The organism is Cupriavidus sp. KB_39, assembly GCF_052114485.1.
Lineage (GTDB): Bacteria > Pseudomonadota > Gammaproteobacteria > Burkholderiales > Burkholderiaceae > Cupriavidus.
The window spans coordinates 90,672-106,994 of the sequence record NZ_JBFREV010000009.1; the positions used below are offsets into that span (position 1 = coordinate 90,672).

13 protein-coding genes are annotated in these 16,323 nt (G+C 65.5%); 9 read left to right on the forward strand and 4 right to left on the reverse strand.

The window, feature by feature from the left end:
- Nucleotides 1-33: 33 nt before the first annotated feature.
- Together AB4Z27_RS09515 and AB4Z27_RS09520 are read right to left on the reverse strand one after the other, a co-directional pair.
- Nucleotides 34-348, reverse strand: coding sequence for a LysR family transcriptional regulator (locus tag AB4Z27_RS09515; protein ID WP_441593462.1), 315 nt, complete (start codon nucleotides 346-348; stop codon nucleotides 34-36).
- 107 nt (nucleotides 349-455) lie between these two features.
- Nucleotides 456-1,424: a LysR family transcriptional regulator gene (locus tag AB4Z27_RS09520; RefSeq protein ID WP_092299747.1), complete on the reverse strand. Its 969-nt coding sequence runs from the start codon at nucleotides 1,422-1,424 to the stop codon at nucleotides 456-458.
- A gap of 215 nt (nucleotides 1,425-1,639) precedes the next feature.
- On the opposite strand from AB4Z27_RS09520, the gene oxlT (AB4Z27_RS09525) reads away from it, so the two are divergent.
- The 7 genes from oxlT (AB4Z27_RS09525) to AB4Z27_RS09555 all read left to right on the forward strand — a co-directional run bounded on the left by oxlT (AB4Z27_RS09525) (nucleotide 1,640) and on the right by AB4Z27_RS09555 (nucleotide 12,022).
- Nucleotides 1,640-2,971 carry an oxalate/formate MFS antiporter gene (gene oxlT / locus AB4Z27_RS09525; protein ID WP_092299750.1) on the forward strand — a complete coding sequence of 444 codons (1,332 nt, stop codon included), beginning with the start codon at nucleotides 1,640-1,642 and terminating at the stop codon, nucleotides 2,969-2,971.
- On the forward strand, nucleotides 2,968-3,879 hold the full coding sequence (locus tag AB4Z27_RS09530; protein WP_092299753.1) for a LysR family transcriptional regulator: 912 nt from the start codon (nucleotides 2,968-2,970) through the stop codon (nucleotides 3,877-3,879). The genes oxlT (AB4Z27_RS09525) and AB4Z27_RS09530 overlap by 4 nt, the downstream gene beginning before the upstream one ends.
- Before the next feature lie 237 nt (nucleotides 3,880-4,116).
- A complete protein-coding gene (locus AB4Z27_RS09535) occupies nucleotides 4,117-4,329 on the forward strand; it encodes a hypothetical protein (RefSeq protein WP_092299756.1) in 213 nt (70 codons plus the stop codon).
- Nucleotides 4,330-4,844: 515 nt separating this feature from the next.
- The gene (gene oxlT / locus AB4Z27_RS09540) at nucleotides 4,845-6,164 is read left to right on the forward strand and encodes an oxalate/formate MFS antiporter (RefSeq protein WP_092299759.1); all 1,320 of its coding nucleotides are present in this window, start codon (nucleotides 4,845-4,847) and stop codon (nucleotides 6,162-6,164) included.
- Between the two features lie 132 nt (nucleotides 6,165-6,296).
- Nucleotides 6,297-8,036: an NADH-ubiquinone oxidoreductase-F iron-sulfur binding region domain-containing protein gene (locus AB4Z27_RS09545; protein ID WP_441644342.1), complete on the forward strand. Its 1,740-nt coding sequence runs from the start codon at nucleotides 6,297-6,299 to the stop codon at nucleotides 8,034-8,036.
- Nucleotides 8,033-10,897 (forward strand): formate dehydrogenase subunit alpha, encoded by a 2,865-nt coding sequence (gene fdhF / locus AB4Z27_RS09550; RefSeq protein ID WP_441593459.1) that lies wholly within the window; start codon nucleotides 8,033-8,035, stop codon nucleotides 10,895-10,897. The genes AB4Z27_RS09545 and fdhF overlap by 4 nt, the downstream gene beginning before the upstream one ends.
- Before the next feature lie 108 nt (nucleotides 10,898-11,005).
- Nucleotides 11,006-12,022, forward strand: coding sequence for a zinc-binding alcohol dehydrogenase family protein (locus tag AB4Z27_RS09555; protein WP_092299768.1), 1,017 nt, complete (start codon nucleotides 11,006-11,008; stop codon nucleotides 12,020-12,022).
- A gap of 93 nt (nucleotides 12,023-12,115) precedes the next feature.
- Here AB4Z27_RS09555 and AB4Z27_RS09560 read toward each other — a convergent pair whose 3' ends face one another.
- The gene (locus tag AB4Z27_RS09560) at nucleotides 12,116-13,018 is read right to left on the reverse strand and encodes an alpha/beta fold hydrolase (protein WP_255370947.1); all 903 of its coding nucleotides are present in this window, start codon (nucleotides 13,016-13,018) and stop codon (nucleotides 12,116-12,118) included.
- A gap of 288 nt (nucleotides 13,019-13,306) precedes the next feature.
- Nucleotides 13,307-13,924 (reverse strand): TetR/AcrR family transcriptional regulator, encoded by a 618-nt coding sequence (locus tag AB4Z27_RS09565; protein ID WP_092299774.1) that lies wholly within the window; start codon nucleotides 13,922-13,924, stop codon nucleotides 13,307-13,309.
- A gap of 283 nt (nucleotides 13,925-14,207) precedes the next feature.
- Between AB4Z27_RS09565 and AB4Z27_RS09570 the strand changes: the two genes are divergently transcribed.
- Nucleotides 14,208-14,591, forward strand: coding sequence for a helix-turn-helix domain-containing protein (locus tag AB4Z27_RS09570; RefSeq protein WP_092299777.1), 384 nt, complete (start codon nucleotides 14,208-14,210; stop codon nucleotides 14,589-14,591).
- Between the two features lie 382 nt (nucleotides 14,592-14,973).
- Nucleotides 14,974-16,308: a homogentisate 1,2-dioxygenase gene (gene hmgA / locus AB4Z27_RS09575; RefSeq protein WP_092299780.1), complete on the forward strand. Its 1,335-nt coding sequence runs from the start codon at nucleotides 14,974-14,976 to the stop codon at nucleotides 16,306-16,308.
- The last annotated feature ends 15 nt before the right edge of the window (nucleotides 16,309-16,323 follow it).

Here is a 16,323-nt window from a genome sequence, read left to right on the forward strand (position 1 = left end):
CGCGACGAATCGTAAAGGGAAATCGTAAAACGCCTAGTTCATGCCGGTGCCGGACATCGCACGCAGGTATTCATTCTTCTTGTCGAAGATCAGCTGGCTCAGGAACGGCGCGTCGTAGGCGTTGAGCAGATGCGCGTGGTGTTCCTCGATATAGCGGGCCACGCGGGTCTTCTCGCATTCGATGCCGCAGAGCCACTCGAACATCGGCATGTCCCAGCGGAAGCGCAGGCCCAGTTCGGCGAAGGCGGCGTTGAAGGCGGCGAGTTGCAACGTACGATCAGGGCCCGTGGCGCCGGCGACGGGCGACGAAACGGACGCGGAAGACGCGGCGGGATGCAGTGGGTTCATGATCGTCTCCTGTGTTTGCAAGGTCACGAGCTTGGTACAAGTGCAGAGTAGGCGCGACGAACGATTTACGATAATTAAAGTTTCATCGAGAAACCATAAGCTATCGCTTATACATTGGGAATTTGGACCTGGCGGGCGATACGCGGCCGGATCAGCCCCTCCACGCCGGTGATCTGCTGGATCAGGGTGGCGCCTTCTTCCATCAGGAAATGCTTGAATGCCAGCGCCACGGGCGGCAACCGCTTGTTCTTGCGGTGCACCACATACCAGTTCAGCATGACTGGGAATCCCTCGATGTCGAGCACGGCCAGCTTGCCGGCCTGTAGCTCCAGCCCCACCGTGTGCGCGGACAGGAAGGCGATACCCATATTGGCGATGACTGCCTGCTTGATCGTCTCGGTGCTCTTGATCTCCATGGCGATGCGCAGGTTCGAGAGCCGCCCGGCAAAGCCTTCCTGCATCGAATTCCAGGTATCGGAGCCTTTCTCGCGCGAGACGAACGCCTCTTCGGCCAGCCCGGCCAGGGGGATGTCGCGGCGCCCGACCAGCGGATGGTTCGGCGCGGCCACGATGACATAGGGGTGGGGGGCGAAAGACTCGGCGATGGTGTCCATGCCTTCGGGCGGGCGCACCATGACGGCGAGGTCGGTCAGGTTGCCGGCCAGCTGGTGCAACAGTTCCTCACGATTGTGCACCGCGAGATTCAGCGTCACGCCATCATGCCGATTCATGAATTCGGCCAGCAGGCGGGGAAAGAAATAATCGCCGGCGCTGATCACCGCCACGTTGAGCCGGCCTCCGGAAATACCCTTGAGTTGCGCCATCGCGTCCTCGGCCTCGCGGAATTGCTGGATGATGCTGCGGCTGTAGTGCAGCATCTCCGTGCCGGCCGGCGTGAGGTAGATCCGCTTGCCCAGCTGCTCGAACAGCGGCAGGCCCACGTGGTGTTCGAGCTGCCGAACCTGTGTGGAAACAGCGGGTTGCGTGAGATGCAGTTCCTCCGCCGCGCGCGAAAAGCTCAGATGGCGGGCCACCGTTTCGAACACTTTCAACTGGCGCAGCGTGGCGTTCTTCATTGGTCGATATCCTGCAATCTATAAAGGAYCGTCAATGATCATAATAAAAAACTTTATGCTTTGCGTATCTAAGTTTGAAGTAGCATCAATCAGCAATGCAACGTGCCGCAATGTCAGGCGCGCTCATTCAGTAGTGAAGTAGGGCGTCCCCACGCAGGTCTGCCCACCAGTCGCGCCGTCAGAGCGCGAGACACACTAATGTAAGGAGACACGACATGGCGCACCCGCACGCGGCAGGCCCCGCCTTTGGCAACGGCAATCTGGACGGGCAGGGCGGCTTGCTCCGCAATCGCTGGTTCCAGCTCTTCATCGGCGTCCTTTGCATGGGCCTCGTGGCGAACCTCCAGTACGGCTGGACGCTGTTCGTGACGCCCATGAATGCGCGTCATCACTGGGGCGAGTCCCCCATCCAGGTCGCCTTCTCCATTTTCATCGTCACCGAAACCTGGCTCGTGCCGGTAGAGGGCTGGCTCGTGGACAAGTTCGGCCCGCGCCCCGTGGTGGCCGTGGGCGCGCTGTGCGCCGGAGCAGCCTGGGTCATGAACTCGTTCGCCACCTCGCTGCCGATGCTCTACGCGGCGGCCGTCGTGGCCGGTATCGGCGCGGGCGGCGTCTATGGGACGTGCGTGGGCAACGCGCTGAAGTGGTTCCCGGACAAGCGCGGCCTGGCCGCCGGGCTGACCGCCGCCGGCTTCGGCGCGGGCTCGGCGCTGACCGTGATCCCCATCGCCAACATGATCCAGAAATCGGGCTACGAGCACGCRTTCTTCACGTTCGGCATCTTGCAGGGCGTGCTGATCTTCATCCTGGCGATGTTGCTGGTCAAGCCGAAGCCGCCCAAGGGGCTCGTCGCCGGCAAGGCCAACCTGACCAACCCCGTGGCGCTGACGCCGGGCCAGATGGTGCGCACGCCGGTGTTCTGGGTGATCTACGCATCGTTCGTGGCCGTGGCGGCAGGCGGCATCATGGCCACTGCGCAGCTCGGCCCCATCGCCAAGGACTTTGGCTTCGCCTCGATGCCGGTCACGCTGCTGGGCATGACGCTGCCGCTGCTGACCATGACGCTGTCCATCGACAACCTCTGCAACGGGCTGACGCGCCCGCTGTGCGGCCTGATCTCCGACCGCATCGGCCGCGAGAACACCATGTTCTTCATCTTCATCGGCGAAGGGCTGTCGCTGATCGGGCTGATGGAGTTCGGACACAACCCGTACTGGTTCATGTTCTTCGCGGCGCTCACCTTCCTGTTCTGGGGCGAGATCTTCTCGATCTTCCCGGCGCTCTGTGCCGATACGTTCGGCAGCGAGTACGCCGCAGCCAATGCGGGCACGCTCTATACGGCCAAGGGGACGGCGGCGATGCTGGTGCCGCTGGCCTCGGTGTTGTCGCATCGCGGTGGATGGAGCCTGGTCTTTACGGTGGCGGCCGTGCTGACCGTGGCAGCGGGGCTGTCCGCCAAGTTCCTGTTGCAGCCGATGCGCCGGCGCTTCATCACCGGACACGCGGCAACCCAYCCCACCATGCAAGGACAAGGAGCGGCACCATGAATGTTTCGCTTCCCCAACTGAAGGCCTTTGCTGCGGTTGCGCGCCAGAAGAGCTTCACGCGCGCGGCGGCGGAGCTCGGCCTGACCCAGTCGGCCATCAGTCGTAGCGTGCGTGAGCTGGAGGAGGAAATCGACCAGCGGCTGTTCGACCGCACCACGCGCCAGGTGGAGCTGACCGACGCCGGCGAGCATCTGTCCCAACGGATCTGCCATCTGATCGAGGAAGTCGAGCAGACGCTGCGCGAGAGCCACGGCACCGGCAAGCCCAGCCAGGGCACCGTGCATATCGCCACCGATCCGGTCTTGTCGTCGATGTCCATGCCGATGTGGGTGGCCGGCTGCCGGACGGCATGGCCCGGCATCGGCATCACGCTGCGCGACCGCTCGCACGAATGCGTGCTGCAAAGTGTGCGCAGCGGCGAGGTGGACTTCGGCATCGCCAGCAACCCGGTGGCCTGCGACGACCTCTATTGCGAACCGCTCTATATGGACCCGCTGCACGCGGTGCTGCCCTCCGGGCATCCGCTGGCCGCGCGCGAGTCCCTCGGCTGGGGCGAACTTGCCGATGCCTCGGTGCTCTCGCTCGACCACAACTCGGGCGTGCAGCCCGCCGTGGAGCGCGCGCTGGCCACCTATCACGTACGGCCCGGCGCCTTGCAGCTGCTCGGGCATTTCTCGGCGATTTTCGGCATGGTGGCGATGGGGCTCGGCATCGGCGTGGTGCCGTCGCGCACGCAGGCCGCCGGTCTGGCGCCCGCGGCCGTGCTGCGGCCCTTGCGGCCCCAGGTCAACAATAACGTGATGCTGGTTCGAAGGAAGGCGCGCTCGCTCAAGCCCAACGCGGCGGCGGTGTGGGACAACCTGCGTGGCCAGGAGTACGAACAGGGCCAGATGAAGAAAGCGGGGTAGGGCCGTGAATCGGATTCATCTGATGCAGCGCCGCAACGTTTTTTGCGCTGAATAAGGCGCTAYTTCCCKCGAATTCGCCAGTCGTWCTCGCAAGAAGCGATCCACAACGCACCCCACGGGGTGCGTTGTTGTTTTTAGTGCCAATCTTCTATTGATATATCACATACAGGATATTTACAGACCTCGCGGTGCAGCATATACTGAAGACTCATTGACCTACCTCATTCAGGAGTTTTCATGCACGCCGCACAGCTTTCCCTCATCGCCCTCGGTCTGATTGCCTCGGGTGTTTCCGTAACCTGGCTGATTGCCACGCGCCTGCCGATGGGTCTGCTGACCACCGCCGGTGACCATGGCCGCTTTGCCGGCCTCGGCTCGGATCAGGCAGTGGACGGGATCGGCCGTGCGACGCCTGCCGCTGGCGCGCGCCCGCAGTTCGCCCACGCGTAAGCCAGTTGGGTTCGAAGGCAGGGAGCTTGTAGCGGCCGGCAACTCCCTCCCAGCAGTCGTCGTACTCATCGGCCGTATCTTTCGTTTCCCCCTCGCTTCATCCCCCGCCTGATCCAGCGTTTTCCAGCCTTTCCCAAGGCCTAGGACTTTCCCTAGGACATCTTTTTTCCCTTCGCATTGCAGCATCCCAGGTGCTTGCCGCCAGGTCGCGCCATTGATCTGGCGCCGTCCGCTAAGTCATTGATCGGCAACGAACCGAGCGCCGTTTCGCGGCATGGTTTGATGCGCCCGGCGCACCACTGCCAGCCTCGCTCCGGGCGGCGGTGGTCTGAGTCGTATCGGGYAGAAAAACTGGTCACTGAAAACGGCTTGACTTGGGTGATATACCACATACTGTATAGCACTAGAGCGGCGAGCCACTCTACGAAAACATCTAGAAAACGATAGCGGTACACAGAGGCATCGAATCAGATGCCCATCCACAACGGCGGCGATGACCGCCAGAAGGAGACACCATGGAACTACAGCAAAGCGCGTCCACGTCACGATTTGCGTCCCCATGGACGCAGCTCGTATTCGGCGTTATCTGCATGGCGATGATCGCCAACATGCAATACGGCTGGACCCTGTTCGTCAATCCGATCGATGACAAATACCACTGGGGCCGCACGGCCATCCAGGTGGCGTTTACGATTTTCGTGGTCACGGAAACGTGGCTGGTGCCGATYGAGGGCTATCTGGTCGACAAGTACGGCCCGCGCCCGGTGGTGGTGGGCGGCGGCCTGCTCTGTGCGATTGCATGGGCGCTGAACTCGGTGGCGTCGTCGCTGCCGCTGCTGTACTTCGCTGCGGCCATTGGCGGCGTCGGGGCCGGCGCGGTGTATGGCACCTGCGTGGGCAATGCGCTCAAGTGGTTCCCCAACCGGCGCGGGCTCGCGGCGGGGATTACGGCGGCCGGTTTCGGCGCGGGCTCCGCGCTGACCGTGGTGCCCATCGCCAACATGATCAAGACCAGCGGCTACGAGAGCACCTTCCTGACCTTCGGGCTGGGGCAAGGCATCGTGGTGGTGATCCTGGGCCTGGCGCTCTATCCGCCGTCGGCCAAGATCCTCTCCGACGTGAAGAGCACCCTGAAGGCGGCTGCTACTTATAATGCGTCGCCGCGCCAGGTGCTGTCCTCGCCGATCTTCTGGGTGATGTACGCGATGTTCGTGATGATGGCCGCCGGCGGGCTGATGGCCACGGCGCAGCTGGGCCCCATCGCCAAGGACTTCGGGCTCCATGACTCCCCGGTGTCCATCCTCGGCCTGACGCTGCCGGCGCTGACCTTCGCGCTGACCATCGACCGCGTGCTGAACGGGCTGACCCGGCCGTTCTTCGGCTGGATCTCCGATAACATCGGCCGCGAGAACACCATGTTCCTGGCCTTCGCGGTGGAGGCGGTCGGCATCCTGCTGCTGTCCAAGTACGGGCACAACCCGGTGGCGTTCGTGATTCTGACCGGCGTGGTGTTCTTCGCCTGGGGCGAGATCTACAGCCTGTTCCCGGCCACCTGTGGCGACACCTTCGGCCCCAAGTTTGCAGCGACCAACGCCGGCCTGCTGTACACGGCCAAGGGCACGGCCGCGCTGCTGGTACCGTTCTCGAGTGTGATTACCGCCGCCACCGGTGACTGGCACGCGGTGTTCATGCTGGCCTCCGGCATGGCGGCGCTCTCGGCGGTGCTGGCGATCTTCGTGCTCAAGCCGATGCGCGAGGCCCATGCCCGGAAGTACGTCAAYGATAGTTCGGCGCCGCCGATGGGCTATCGGGCCGTGCCGGACGACCTGACCTGACCTGAGCCGAGCGCCGGGTTAGACAGAAGGGGCCCGCCATCGCGGGCCCCGTGCGTCTGGCGATGCCGGGCGTATCATCAGACCAGCCGGCAGCATAGCCGGCGCGCAACACAGCAACCGACAGGATTCCCCATGAACCAGGTTGTGATTCCGATTGTGGTGGAGGGCGGGGGACGCGAGCGGAAGCGCCGCCAGCCCAAGGGCCGGCAGGTGGATCCGGCGGCACTGTCCGAGGTGCGCCAGCTGCTGGGCGATGCCCCACGCCGCCGCGATCTGCTGATCGAGCATCTGCACGCCATCCAGGACCACTACGGCCAACTGGCCACCCCCCATCTGGCCGCGCTGGCGCAGGAAATGCGCATGGCCCAGACCGAAGTCTTCGAGGTGGCCAGCTTCTATCACCATTTCGATATTGTCCGAGAGGACGCCGATGGCCATATCACCGCCCCGGCGGCGCTGACCGTGCGCGTCTGCGAGGGCATYGCCTGCGAGATGGCCGGYGCGYCMTCGCTGCTGGARCGYCTGCCGGYGTTGCTCGGCACCGATGTCCGCGTGCTGGCCGCGCCCTGCATCGGCCGCTGCGAACGGGCGCCGGCCGTGCTGGTAGGCCAGCATCCCGTGGATGCCGCCACGCCTGCTGCCGTCCAGGCCTGCGTGACGGCCGGCACGGTGCGCGATGACCCCCAACCCTACCTCGGCTATGACGACTATCGCGCCCAGGGYGGCTATCGCCTGTTGCAGGCGCTGGAGCAGGGCGATACCAATGCGGATGCGCTGATCGCCGTGATGGAGAACTCGGGCCTGCGCGGGCTGGGCGGGGCGGGCTTTCCCACCGGCCGCAAATGGCGCATCGTCCGGGCTGAGCCGGCGCCGCGCCTGATGGCCGTCAATATCGACGAAGGCGAGCCGGGCACGTTCAAGGACCGCGTCTACCTGGAGCGCGATCCCCACCGCTTCCTGGAGGGGATGCTGGTGGCCGCACGCGTGACCGGCGTGGCCGCCATCTATATCTACCTGCGCGATGAGTACGCGGGCTGCCGTGCCGTGCTGACCGAGGCGCTGGCGCAACTGCGCGCCGCGCCGCCCGTGCCCGGCCTGCCCGAGATCCACCTGCGGCGGGGCGCCGGCGCGTATATCTGCGGCGAAGAGTCGGCCATGATCGAATCGATCGAGGGCAAGCGTGGCATGCCCCGGCTGCGTCCGCCCTATGTGGCGCAGGTCGGGCTGTTCGACCGGCCCACGCTCGAGCACAACTTCGAGACCCTGTACTGGGTGCGCGAGATCGTGGAGCGCGGCCCGGAGTGGTTCGCGGGGCAGGGCCGGCATGGTCGCAAGGGGCTGCGCTCGTTCTCCGTGTCCGGCCGGGTGCGGCATCCCGGCGTGCATCTGGCGCCGGCTGGCATCACCGTGCGCGAGCTGATCGACGAATACTGCGGCGGCATGCTGGACGGCCACGCCTTCTACGGCTACCTGCCGGGCGGGGCGTCCGGCGGCATCCTGCCGGCGGCGATGGGCGATATTCCGCTCGATTTCGACACCTTGCAGCCACATGGCTGCTTTATCGGCTCGGCGGCTATCGTGGTGCTGTCCGACCACGACCGGGCCGTCGATGCCGCGCGCAATCTGATGCACTTCTTCCGCGACGAGTCCTGCGGGCAGTGCACGCCGTGCCGTGTGGGCACGGCCAAGGCGCTCGACCTGATCCGGCAGCCGGCAGCGGCGTGGGACCTGGCCGCGCTGGCCGACCTGTCCGCCGTGATGCGTGACGCGTCGATCTGCGGGCTGGGGCAGGCCGCGCCGAATCCCGTCGATTGTGTGATCCGCTACTTCCCGCATGAACTCACATCCGTCGCTCCGGAGGGCCAGCCATGAATGCACTGACCCGCGCTGAAGTCGCGCTCGTTCAGGCGTCGTCCGATACCGAGGTCACCTTCCGGCTCGATGGCCGGGACGTGACCGCCCGCCCCGGGGAGTCGCTGCTGCAGGTGGCGCGTCGGGAAGGCATCGAGATTCCGCATCTTTGCTACAAGGATGGGCTCGATACGGCCGGCAACTGCCGCGCCTGTATGGTGGAGATCGATGGGGAACGCGTGCTGGCGCCGTCGTGCTGCCGCGCGCCGGCCAATGGCATGACGGTGCACACGGACTCCGAGCGTGCCCGCCGCGCGCAGCGCATGGTGCTGGAACTGCTCCAGTCCGACATGCCGGAGACCGCGTACACGCGCCATAGTGAACTCGATCAGTGGTCGGCCCGGCTCGAAGTCGGCAAGCCACGCTTCGCCCCGCGCGAGGCGGTGCCGGCCGACCTGTCGCACCCAGCCATCGCCGTCAACCTCGACGCCTGCATCCAGTGCACGCGCTGCGTGCGTGCCTGCCGCGACGAACAGGCCAATGACGTGATCGGGCTGGCATTTCGCGGCGATCATGCGCGCATCGTCTTCGATATGGCCGATCCGATGGGCGTCAGCACCTGCGTGGCCTGTGGCGAGTGCGTGCAGGCCTGCCCGACCGGCGCGCTGATGCCGGCACGCAACGTGGCGCTGGCGGTGCCCGACCGCGAGGTGGATTCGGTCTGCCCGTATTGCGGCGTGGGCTGCCAGCTCACGTACCACGTCAAGGACAACCGCATTTTGTTCGTGGAAGGGCGTGATGGCCCGGCGAACCACAATCGGCTCTGCGTGAAGGGGCGCTACGGCTTCGACTACGCCCAGCATCCGCACCGGCTGACGGTGCCGCTGGTGCGGCGCGAAGGCGTGGCGAAATCCGGCGACATCGTGCTGGATCCCGATCGCGTCATGGAGGTATTCCGGGAAGCCACCTGGGAAGAGGCGCTGGCGCTGGCCGCCGGCGGGCTTGCGCGCATCCGGGACACGCTGGGTGGCCGCGCACTGGCGGGGTTTGGCTCGGCCAAGGGCAGCAACGAGGAAGCCTATCTGTTCCAGAAGCTCGTGCGGACCGGGTTTGGCAGCAATAACGTCGATCACTGCACGCGGTTGTGCCATGCCTCATCGGTGGCGGCGCTGCTCGAAGGGATCGGCTCGGGCGCGGTGTCCAATCCGGTGATGGATGTCGGCAAGGCCGAGGTGGTGCTGCTGATCGGCGCCAATCCCACGGTCAACCATCCGGTGGCGGCCACCTGGATCAAGAATGCGGTGCGCAACGGTACGAAGCTGATCGTCGCCGATCCTCGCCGATCGGATCTGGCGCGCTTTGCGCACCGTTTCCTCCAGTTCCAGGCCGATACGGACGTGGCGCTGCTGAACGCGATGATGCATGTGATTGTGGAGGAAGGACTTGTCGATCCCGAATTCATTGCCTCGCGCACGGCCGGCTACGAGGCGCTGGCGGCCAATGTGGCCCCGTACAGCCCCGAAGTCATGGCCCCGGTCTGTGGCATCGACGCGGAAACCATCCGCGAGGTGGCCCGGCTCTATGCCACCTCGAAGGGATCGATGATCCTGTGGGGCATGGGTGTGTCCCAACACGTGCATGGCACCGATAACGCGCGCTGCCTGATCGCGCTGGCGCTGATGACGGGCCAGATCGGCCGGCCGGGCACGGGTTTGCATCCGCTGCGCGGGCAGAACAACGTGCAGGGCGCGTCCGACGCGGGGCTGATCCCGATGATGTTCCCGGACTACCGGCGCGTGGATGACCCCGCCGCCAATGCCGCCTTCGAGGCGCTGTGGGGCATGCCGCTGGACAAGCAGCCGGGCCTGACCGTGGTGGAGGTCATGCAGGCTATCGAAGCGGGTACCGTGCGCGGCATGTACATCATGGGCGAGAACCCGGCGATGTCCGACCCGGACGCCCAGCACGCGCGCGAGGCGCTGGCCGCGCTCGACCATCTGGTGGTGCAGGACATCTTCCTGACCGAGACCGCCTGCCTGGCCGATGTGGTGCTGCCCGCCTCGGCCTTCCCCGAGAAGACCGGCACGTTTACCAATACGGATCGCACCGTGCAGCTTGGCCGGCAGGCCATCGACCCGCCCGGGCAGGCGCGTCAGGACCTGTGGATTCTGTGCGAACTGGCTGCGCGGCTCGGGCTGCCYTGGGACTAYGGRCATGCCACCCGCGATGCGGCGCCCGTGGCCTTGGTTTTCGACGAAATGCGACACGCGATGCCGAGCATCGGCGGCATGACGTGGGCGCGACTCCAGCGCGAGCATGCGGTGACCTATCCCTGCAAGACGGAGGGAGATCCAGGCGAGCCGGTGATCTTTACCGACACGTTCCCGACCGTAAGCGGACGCGGGCGATTCGTGCCGGCAGACATCATCCCGGCGGCGGAGCGTCCGGATCAGGAATATCCGACGGTCCTGATCACGGGCCGACAGCTCGAACACTGGCATACGGGCAGCATGACGCGCCGCGCCGGCGTGCTCGACGCCATCGAGCCGGATCCGGTGGCGCTGGTCCATCCGCTCGATCTGGCGGCGCTCGGCGGCAAGCCCGGCGACGTGGTCACGCTGGCGTCCCGGCGCGGCCAGGTGATGCTCTACGCGCGCGCCGACGATGGCACCCCGCGCGGCGCCGTGTTCGTGCCGTTCTGCTATTACGAGGCGGCCATCAACAAGCTGACCAACCCGGTGCTCGACCCGTTCGGCAAGATTCCGGAGTTCAAGTACTGCGCGATCCGGATGACGCTGGGCGGCGCCGTGCCCGAGCAGCTGAGCTTCGGCGGTGGGCAAATCCTGGATTCGCTGGCCGGTGCATTGGCCTTGCCCGGATGATTTTCCGAAAATTCGTGAAAGTGATTGCGGATTCATCTGGCTAATCAGGGCAATCCGAAACGGTTAGGATGCAGGCATCCCCTCGATACGTTGGAAAGGATGCCTGCAATGAAAGCCATTGGACTGACCCGTTACCTGCCGATCAGCGACCCCCAAGCGCTGGTGGATGTGGCAATCGACAAGCCCGCCGCTTCGGGCCACGACCTGCTGGTCAAGGTGGAGGCGATCGCCGTGAACCCGGTGGACACCAAGGTCCGCGCGCCYAAGGACAAGGTTGAAGATGCCCCGCGCGTGCTCGGCTGGGATGCCGCCGGCACCGTGGCCGCCGTGGGCCCTGACGTGACGCTGTTCAAGGTCGGCGACCCGGTCTTCTATGCGGGCAGCATCACGCGGCCCGGCGCCAACAGCGAATTTCACCTCGTCGATGAGCGCATCGTCGGCCATAAGCCGGCATCGCTGGACTTCCCCAACGCCGCCGCGCTGCCCCTGACGGCCATCACCGCCTGGGAGGCGCTGTTCGATCGCCTGGGYGTSTCGCCRAAGGGCGACGATGCCGGCCGTTCGGTGCTGATTATCGGCGGGGCAGGGGGCGTGGGCTCCATCGGCATCCAGCTGGCCAAGGTGCTGGGCGGGCTGACGGTCATCGCCACGGCCTCGCGGCCGGAATCGGAAGCCTGGTGCCGCCGCCTGGGYGCCGACCATATCATCGACCATCGTGCCGACATCCCCGCGCAACTGCGCAAGCTTGGGTTTGACGCGGTGGATTACATCCTCTGCTTCAACGACACCGATCGCCATTTCCCGGCGATGGCCGAAGCCATCGCGCCGCAGGGCAAGATCTGCTCGATCGTCGAGAACGCGAGCGAACTGCCGGTGGGCGCGCTGAAGAGCAAGAGCGCGACCTTCGTCTGGGAGTTCATGTTCACCCGTGCGATGTTCGGCACGCCGGACATGATCGCGCAGCACCGCCTGCTCAACGAGGTGGCACGGCTGATCGATGCGGGACGCCTGCAAACCACGGTGGGCGAGAACCTGGGCACGATCAACGCGGCCAACCTGCGCCGCGCCCACGCGCAGCTCGAAGGTGGCCAGACTATCGGCAAGCTGGTGCTGTCCGGGTTCTAATYTGCAATTAACCGCCAAGTCGCGGGTGCGCCATAAACGAGGGCCGGGGCTGCTGACGCAGCACCCGGCCCTTATTGTCTATATAGAAGGGGGTTAGCTGAGAGGACGAGCGGCGACCGCGCGCGCGAGGCTTCGCACTGGGTTCTCCCCAACCAGTCCCGCCACGAAACTGACCACTTCGGTCGCCACGGCCTTGTCCTGCAGGATGCGCCGATGGCCGAGTCCGGTCGTGGTCACCAGCTGCGCCGCCGGCCACGCGCCTGCGATGGCGGCGCCGTCTTCCCAGCGCACTTCCTTGTCGTCGCGGTCATGGATTACCAGCGCCGGCGGCACCGGCCGCGTGCGCCCCACATCGGGCACGTTGAACGTCGCCCAGGACGTGCCGAGCCACTGTTCGCTCTGTTGCCGCATACGCGCGAGGATGCCCGGCGCAATGCCGAGCTGCCAGGCGAGGGCGGCGCAGGATTCGCCCATATCAGCGGGCGAGCCGATCATCACCGCGCCGCGCACCGGCAAGCCTTCGCGTATCGCCTGCGCGGCGGCGGCACCGCCCAGCGAATGGCCGACCACTGCATGGACCGGCCCGACCTGCCAGGCCGCGGCCAGCAGCGAGCGTGCCATCTCCAGCAAGGAGGTCTGGTTCGGCCCGCGTGCGCCGGCGTCGGAGGCCCCGTGAGATAGCGCATCAAACGCCACCACGCGCATCCCGGCGCCCAGCAGCGCATGGACCAGTGCRTGCCACTGGCCGGCATGACCGCCCCAGCCATGGGCCAGCAGGACCACCGGCCCTTCGGTGCCCCAGCGGTAGACGCGCACACGCCGGCTGATGCCCTGGCCGGTGACCAGTGCCCATTCGCTGCGCGCGGCATCGATCAGGCGCAGTGCATCCGGGCTCGACTTGGCGCGGGGYGGCGTGAACCATAGGCGCTCCAGCGCGCGGGCGGTGCCCCCCGGATGGAGGAGGCTCGCAGCCTGCCACCGCAGTCTGAGCCACACGGGCGGCCCCCTGCGGACGGTGGAAACGGGTTCCGCATGCGTCACATGATGTGACCCAGCGGCGCGTGGCGTGGATGAGGAAAACAGCACTTGCGGCACGGCTAACACCTCCAACCGATGGCTTGCCGGCGAAATCGGCCAGCTTCGCTGGCTTCCCGCCTGTTTTTTTATGATTCACGACCGACCAGTCGTGCTATTTTTCGGGCAATAAATGACGATGAAAATGCCGTCTGACACACTGCGTTCGTGCCCGGGAACGCCGTGGTGTGAAGCCGCCGGCGAGCCGTTTCAGGCGTCGGCCGGGGCGGTTTCCCGCGTGGTTCGGGCGTCGTCGAGCAGCCGGGCGAACGCGCGCCGGGCCATCGCCTCGGCATCGCTGCGCGCCATCAACTTGAACGATGTCTGGAACGACATACCAATTCCGGCCATCTCGAACGCAAACTGGCGCGGGTCCACATCGGTCCGGAGATCGCCTTCGTCCATCGCGTCGGTAATCACGCGGCAGATGGTGCTGTGCCAGTCCTTGAAGGCCTGCACGACCCTGTCACGAATGACGCCAGGCTTGTCGCGGTACTCCTGGGAGAGCGCCATGAACAGGCAGCGCCCCTCCGTCACCGTGGCACCTAGCCAGTCCATATAGCCGTCGAACAGCGCCTGCAGGCGGCGTGCGCCGCGCGGCTGGCGCATCGCCGGACGTACGACGACATCGTTGAAACGCTCCGCCGCGCGCTCGAGCACGGCCTCCTGCAGCGCCTCTTTCGAGCGGAAGTGCGCGTAGAGCCCGCTCTTCGACATATTCGTATCCGCGGCCAGCGTGGCGAGCGAAAGCTGCTCGAACCCCACGCGCGCGGCGGAAGCGAGTGCCTGTTCGATGATCGCGGTACGGGTGAGCTGGCCTTTTTGCATGAGGTTGAGAATAGCACGACCGGTCGGTTTGTCAACTTGCCTTATTCCACACATCGTTGATACTGAAGTGACGTCAACGCAAAGCGTGCGTTGTCGTTATGAGGAGGCGGGGAGAGGAAGTTGTGCTGTATCCGCCTTTTGGAGGAGGTTCCGGTGGGCGAGATCAAGCCATCATAAGAAATCTGTAAAAGTGTTCCAAACATGACCTTACGGAACGCTTTACGTGCTCTATACTCGAATGCACGTCCGCGCACTTTTTTTTCACTGGTGACTGGAGACCGACATGAACAGTACAGCCGTGCCAAGAGGCGCTAGCGAACCGTTCCGGCAACTGCGGGCGTTGCGTCGTGCGCGCAAGCTCAAGCAGGAGGACGTCGCCCGTAAGGCGGGAATTTCCCGGGAAGCCTATCTTCGGGCCGAATCGGGGCAAGCCGATCCACGCATGTCCACGTTCCTGGCGGCCTGTGAGGCGCTGGGGCTGGAAGTGGTGCTGGCCCCGCAGCATCTGGCAGCCGACGTCAACGCATTCATCGCCAGCCGCAATGGCGGCGTTACAGCAGCCTCGATGGCCGGCCAGCCGGCCGGCTCGGCTCCCGCGGCAGCGCCGCAGGGGCAGGGCGGGTTCGGTTCCGGACCCAGCACCGGGGAGGGCCACAAGCCCATGTAACACCGCCAGTCCACGGGCCTGGGGGCACCCGCCCACATGGTCTGCGGATAGCAAGACCACCGGGCATTTCCGGCGCGGCTAATCCGCCGCGCTGGCAATGCCCGGTCCTTCATGCCGATCGCGCCCGCGATCCCCAGCCGCTGCCATTGCGCCGCGTGCTTTTTCGTGCACATCTCGCTGCGCGTCTTCTGATTTCCGCTTCGCCTTTTCCATCGGCAGTGCTGTAACCGGCCGCCGGGTCGCCTATTGTCGTCCTAGGACCGACTTAGGGTCGTTCCCGGTTTGACACGTCCATCCGTCGTCATTACGATATGAGAAATTGATTTCACAATTCGTAATTTGTCGGACGACGAATACGATCCGGGGCACGAGAGGAGACTTCATGACCCAGACTCAACTGAACGAAGCCATGGCGGACGTCTCGGTGGCCGGCTATCTGTCCGGCTTCGCCAACGAATTCGCCACCGAGGCACTGCCCGGCGCGCTGCCCGTGGGCCAGAACTCGCCCCAGCGCGTGCCATATGGCCTGTACGCCGAGCAGATCTCGGGCACCGCCTTCACCGCGCCGCGCGCTCACAACCGGCGCGCGTGGCTGTACCGCATCCGCCCGGCCGCCATGCATCAGCCGTTCAGCCGCCTGGAGCCGGGCCGCTGGCTGAGCCGTTTCGACGAGGTGCCGCCGTCGCCGAACCAGCTGCGCTGGAGCCCGCCGGCGATGCCGACCGCGCCGACCGACTTTATCGACGGCATCGTGACGATGGCCGGCAATGGCAGCCCCGAAGCGATGACGGGCTGCGGCATCCACCTGTACCTGGCCAACCAGTCGATGCAGGACCGCTTCTTCTACAACGCCGATGGCGAGATGCTGATCGTCCCGCAACAGGGCCGTCTGCTGTTGTCGACGGAAATGGGCCGGCTGGCGGTGGAGCCGCAGGAGATCGTCGTGATTCCGCGCGGCGTGCGCTTCCGCGTGGACCTGCCGGACGGCACCGCGCGCGGCTATATCTGCGAGAACTACGGCGCGCTGTTCAAGCTGCCGGACCTCGGCGTGATCGGCTCGAACGGGCTGGCCAATCCGCGTGACTTCCTGACGCCGGTGGCGAGCTACGAAGACCGCGAGGGCAAGTTCGAACTCGTCGCCAAGTTCCAGGGCAATCTCTGGCAGGCCGAGATCGACCATTCGCCGCTCGATGTGGTCGCGTGGCACGGCAATTACGCGCCGTACAAGTACGATCTGCGCCGTTTCAACACGATCGGATCGATCAGCTACGACCATCCGGATCCGTCGATTTTCCTCGTGCTGCAGTCCCCGTCGGACACGCCGGGCGTGGACACCATCGACTTCGTGATCTTCGGCCCGCGCTGGCTGCCCGCGCAGAACACGTTCCGTCCGCCCTGGTTCCACCGCAACGTGGCGAGCGAGTTCATGGGCCTGATTTCGGGCGTTTACGATGCCAAGGCCGAGGGCTTTGCACCGGGTGGCGCCAGCCTGCACAACTGCATGAGCGGCCATGGCCCCGATGCGGAAACCTTTGAGCGCGCCTCGGGGGCTGACACGAGCCAGCCGCACCACATCACCGACACCATGGCGTTCATGTTCGAGACGCCGGGCGTGATCCGCCCGACGCCGTACGCGGCCCAGTCGGCGCTGCTCCAGCATGACTACTACACCTGCTGGCAAGGCCTGAAGAAGCATTTCAACCCGAACGTGCGCTGATTTCCGGAAGATTCC

What these genes read in the sequence shown, in the direction of transcription:
- AB4Z27_RS09515 (WP_441593462.1), bottom strand. Translation starts at nt 348, where the DNA reads ATGAACCCACTGCATCCCGCCGCGTCTTCCGCGTCCGTTTCGTCGCCC.
- AB4Z27_RS09520 (WP_092299747.1), bottom strand. Translation starts at nt 1,424, where the DNA reads ATGAAGAACGCCACGCTGCGCCAGTTGAAAGTGTTCGAAACGGTGGCC.
- AB4Z27_RS09530 (WP_092299753.1), top strand. Translation starts at nt 2,968, where the DNA reads ATGAATGTTTCGCTTCCCCAACTGAAGGCCTTTGCTGCGGTTGCGCGC.
- AB4Z27_RS09535 (WP_092299756.1), top strand. Translation starts at nt 4,117, where the DNA reads ATGCACGCCGCACAGCTTTCCCTCATCGCCCTCGGTCTGATTGCCTCG.
- AB4Z27_RS09565 (WP_092299774.1), bottom strand. Translation starts at nt 13,924, where the DNA reads ATGCAAAAAGGCCAGCTCACCCGTACCGCGATCATCGAACAGGCACTC.
- AB4Z27_RS09570 (WP_092299777.1), top strand. Translation starts at nt 14,208, where the DNA reads ATGAACAGTACAGCCGTGCCAAGAGGCGCTAGCGAACCGTTCCGGCAA.
- hmgA (WP_092299780.1), top strand. Translation starts at nt 14,974, where the DNA reads ATGACCCAGACTCAACTGAACGAAGCCATGGCGGACGTCTCGGTGGCC.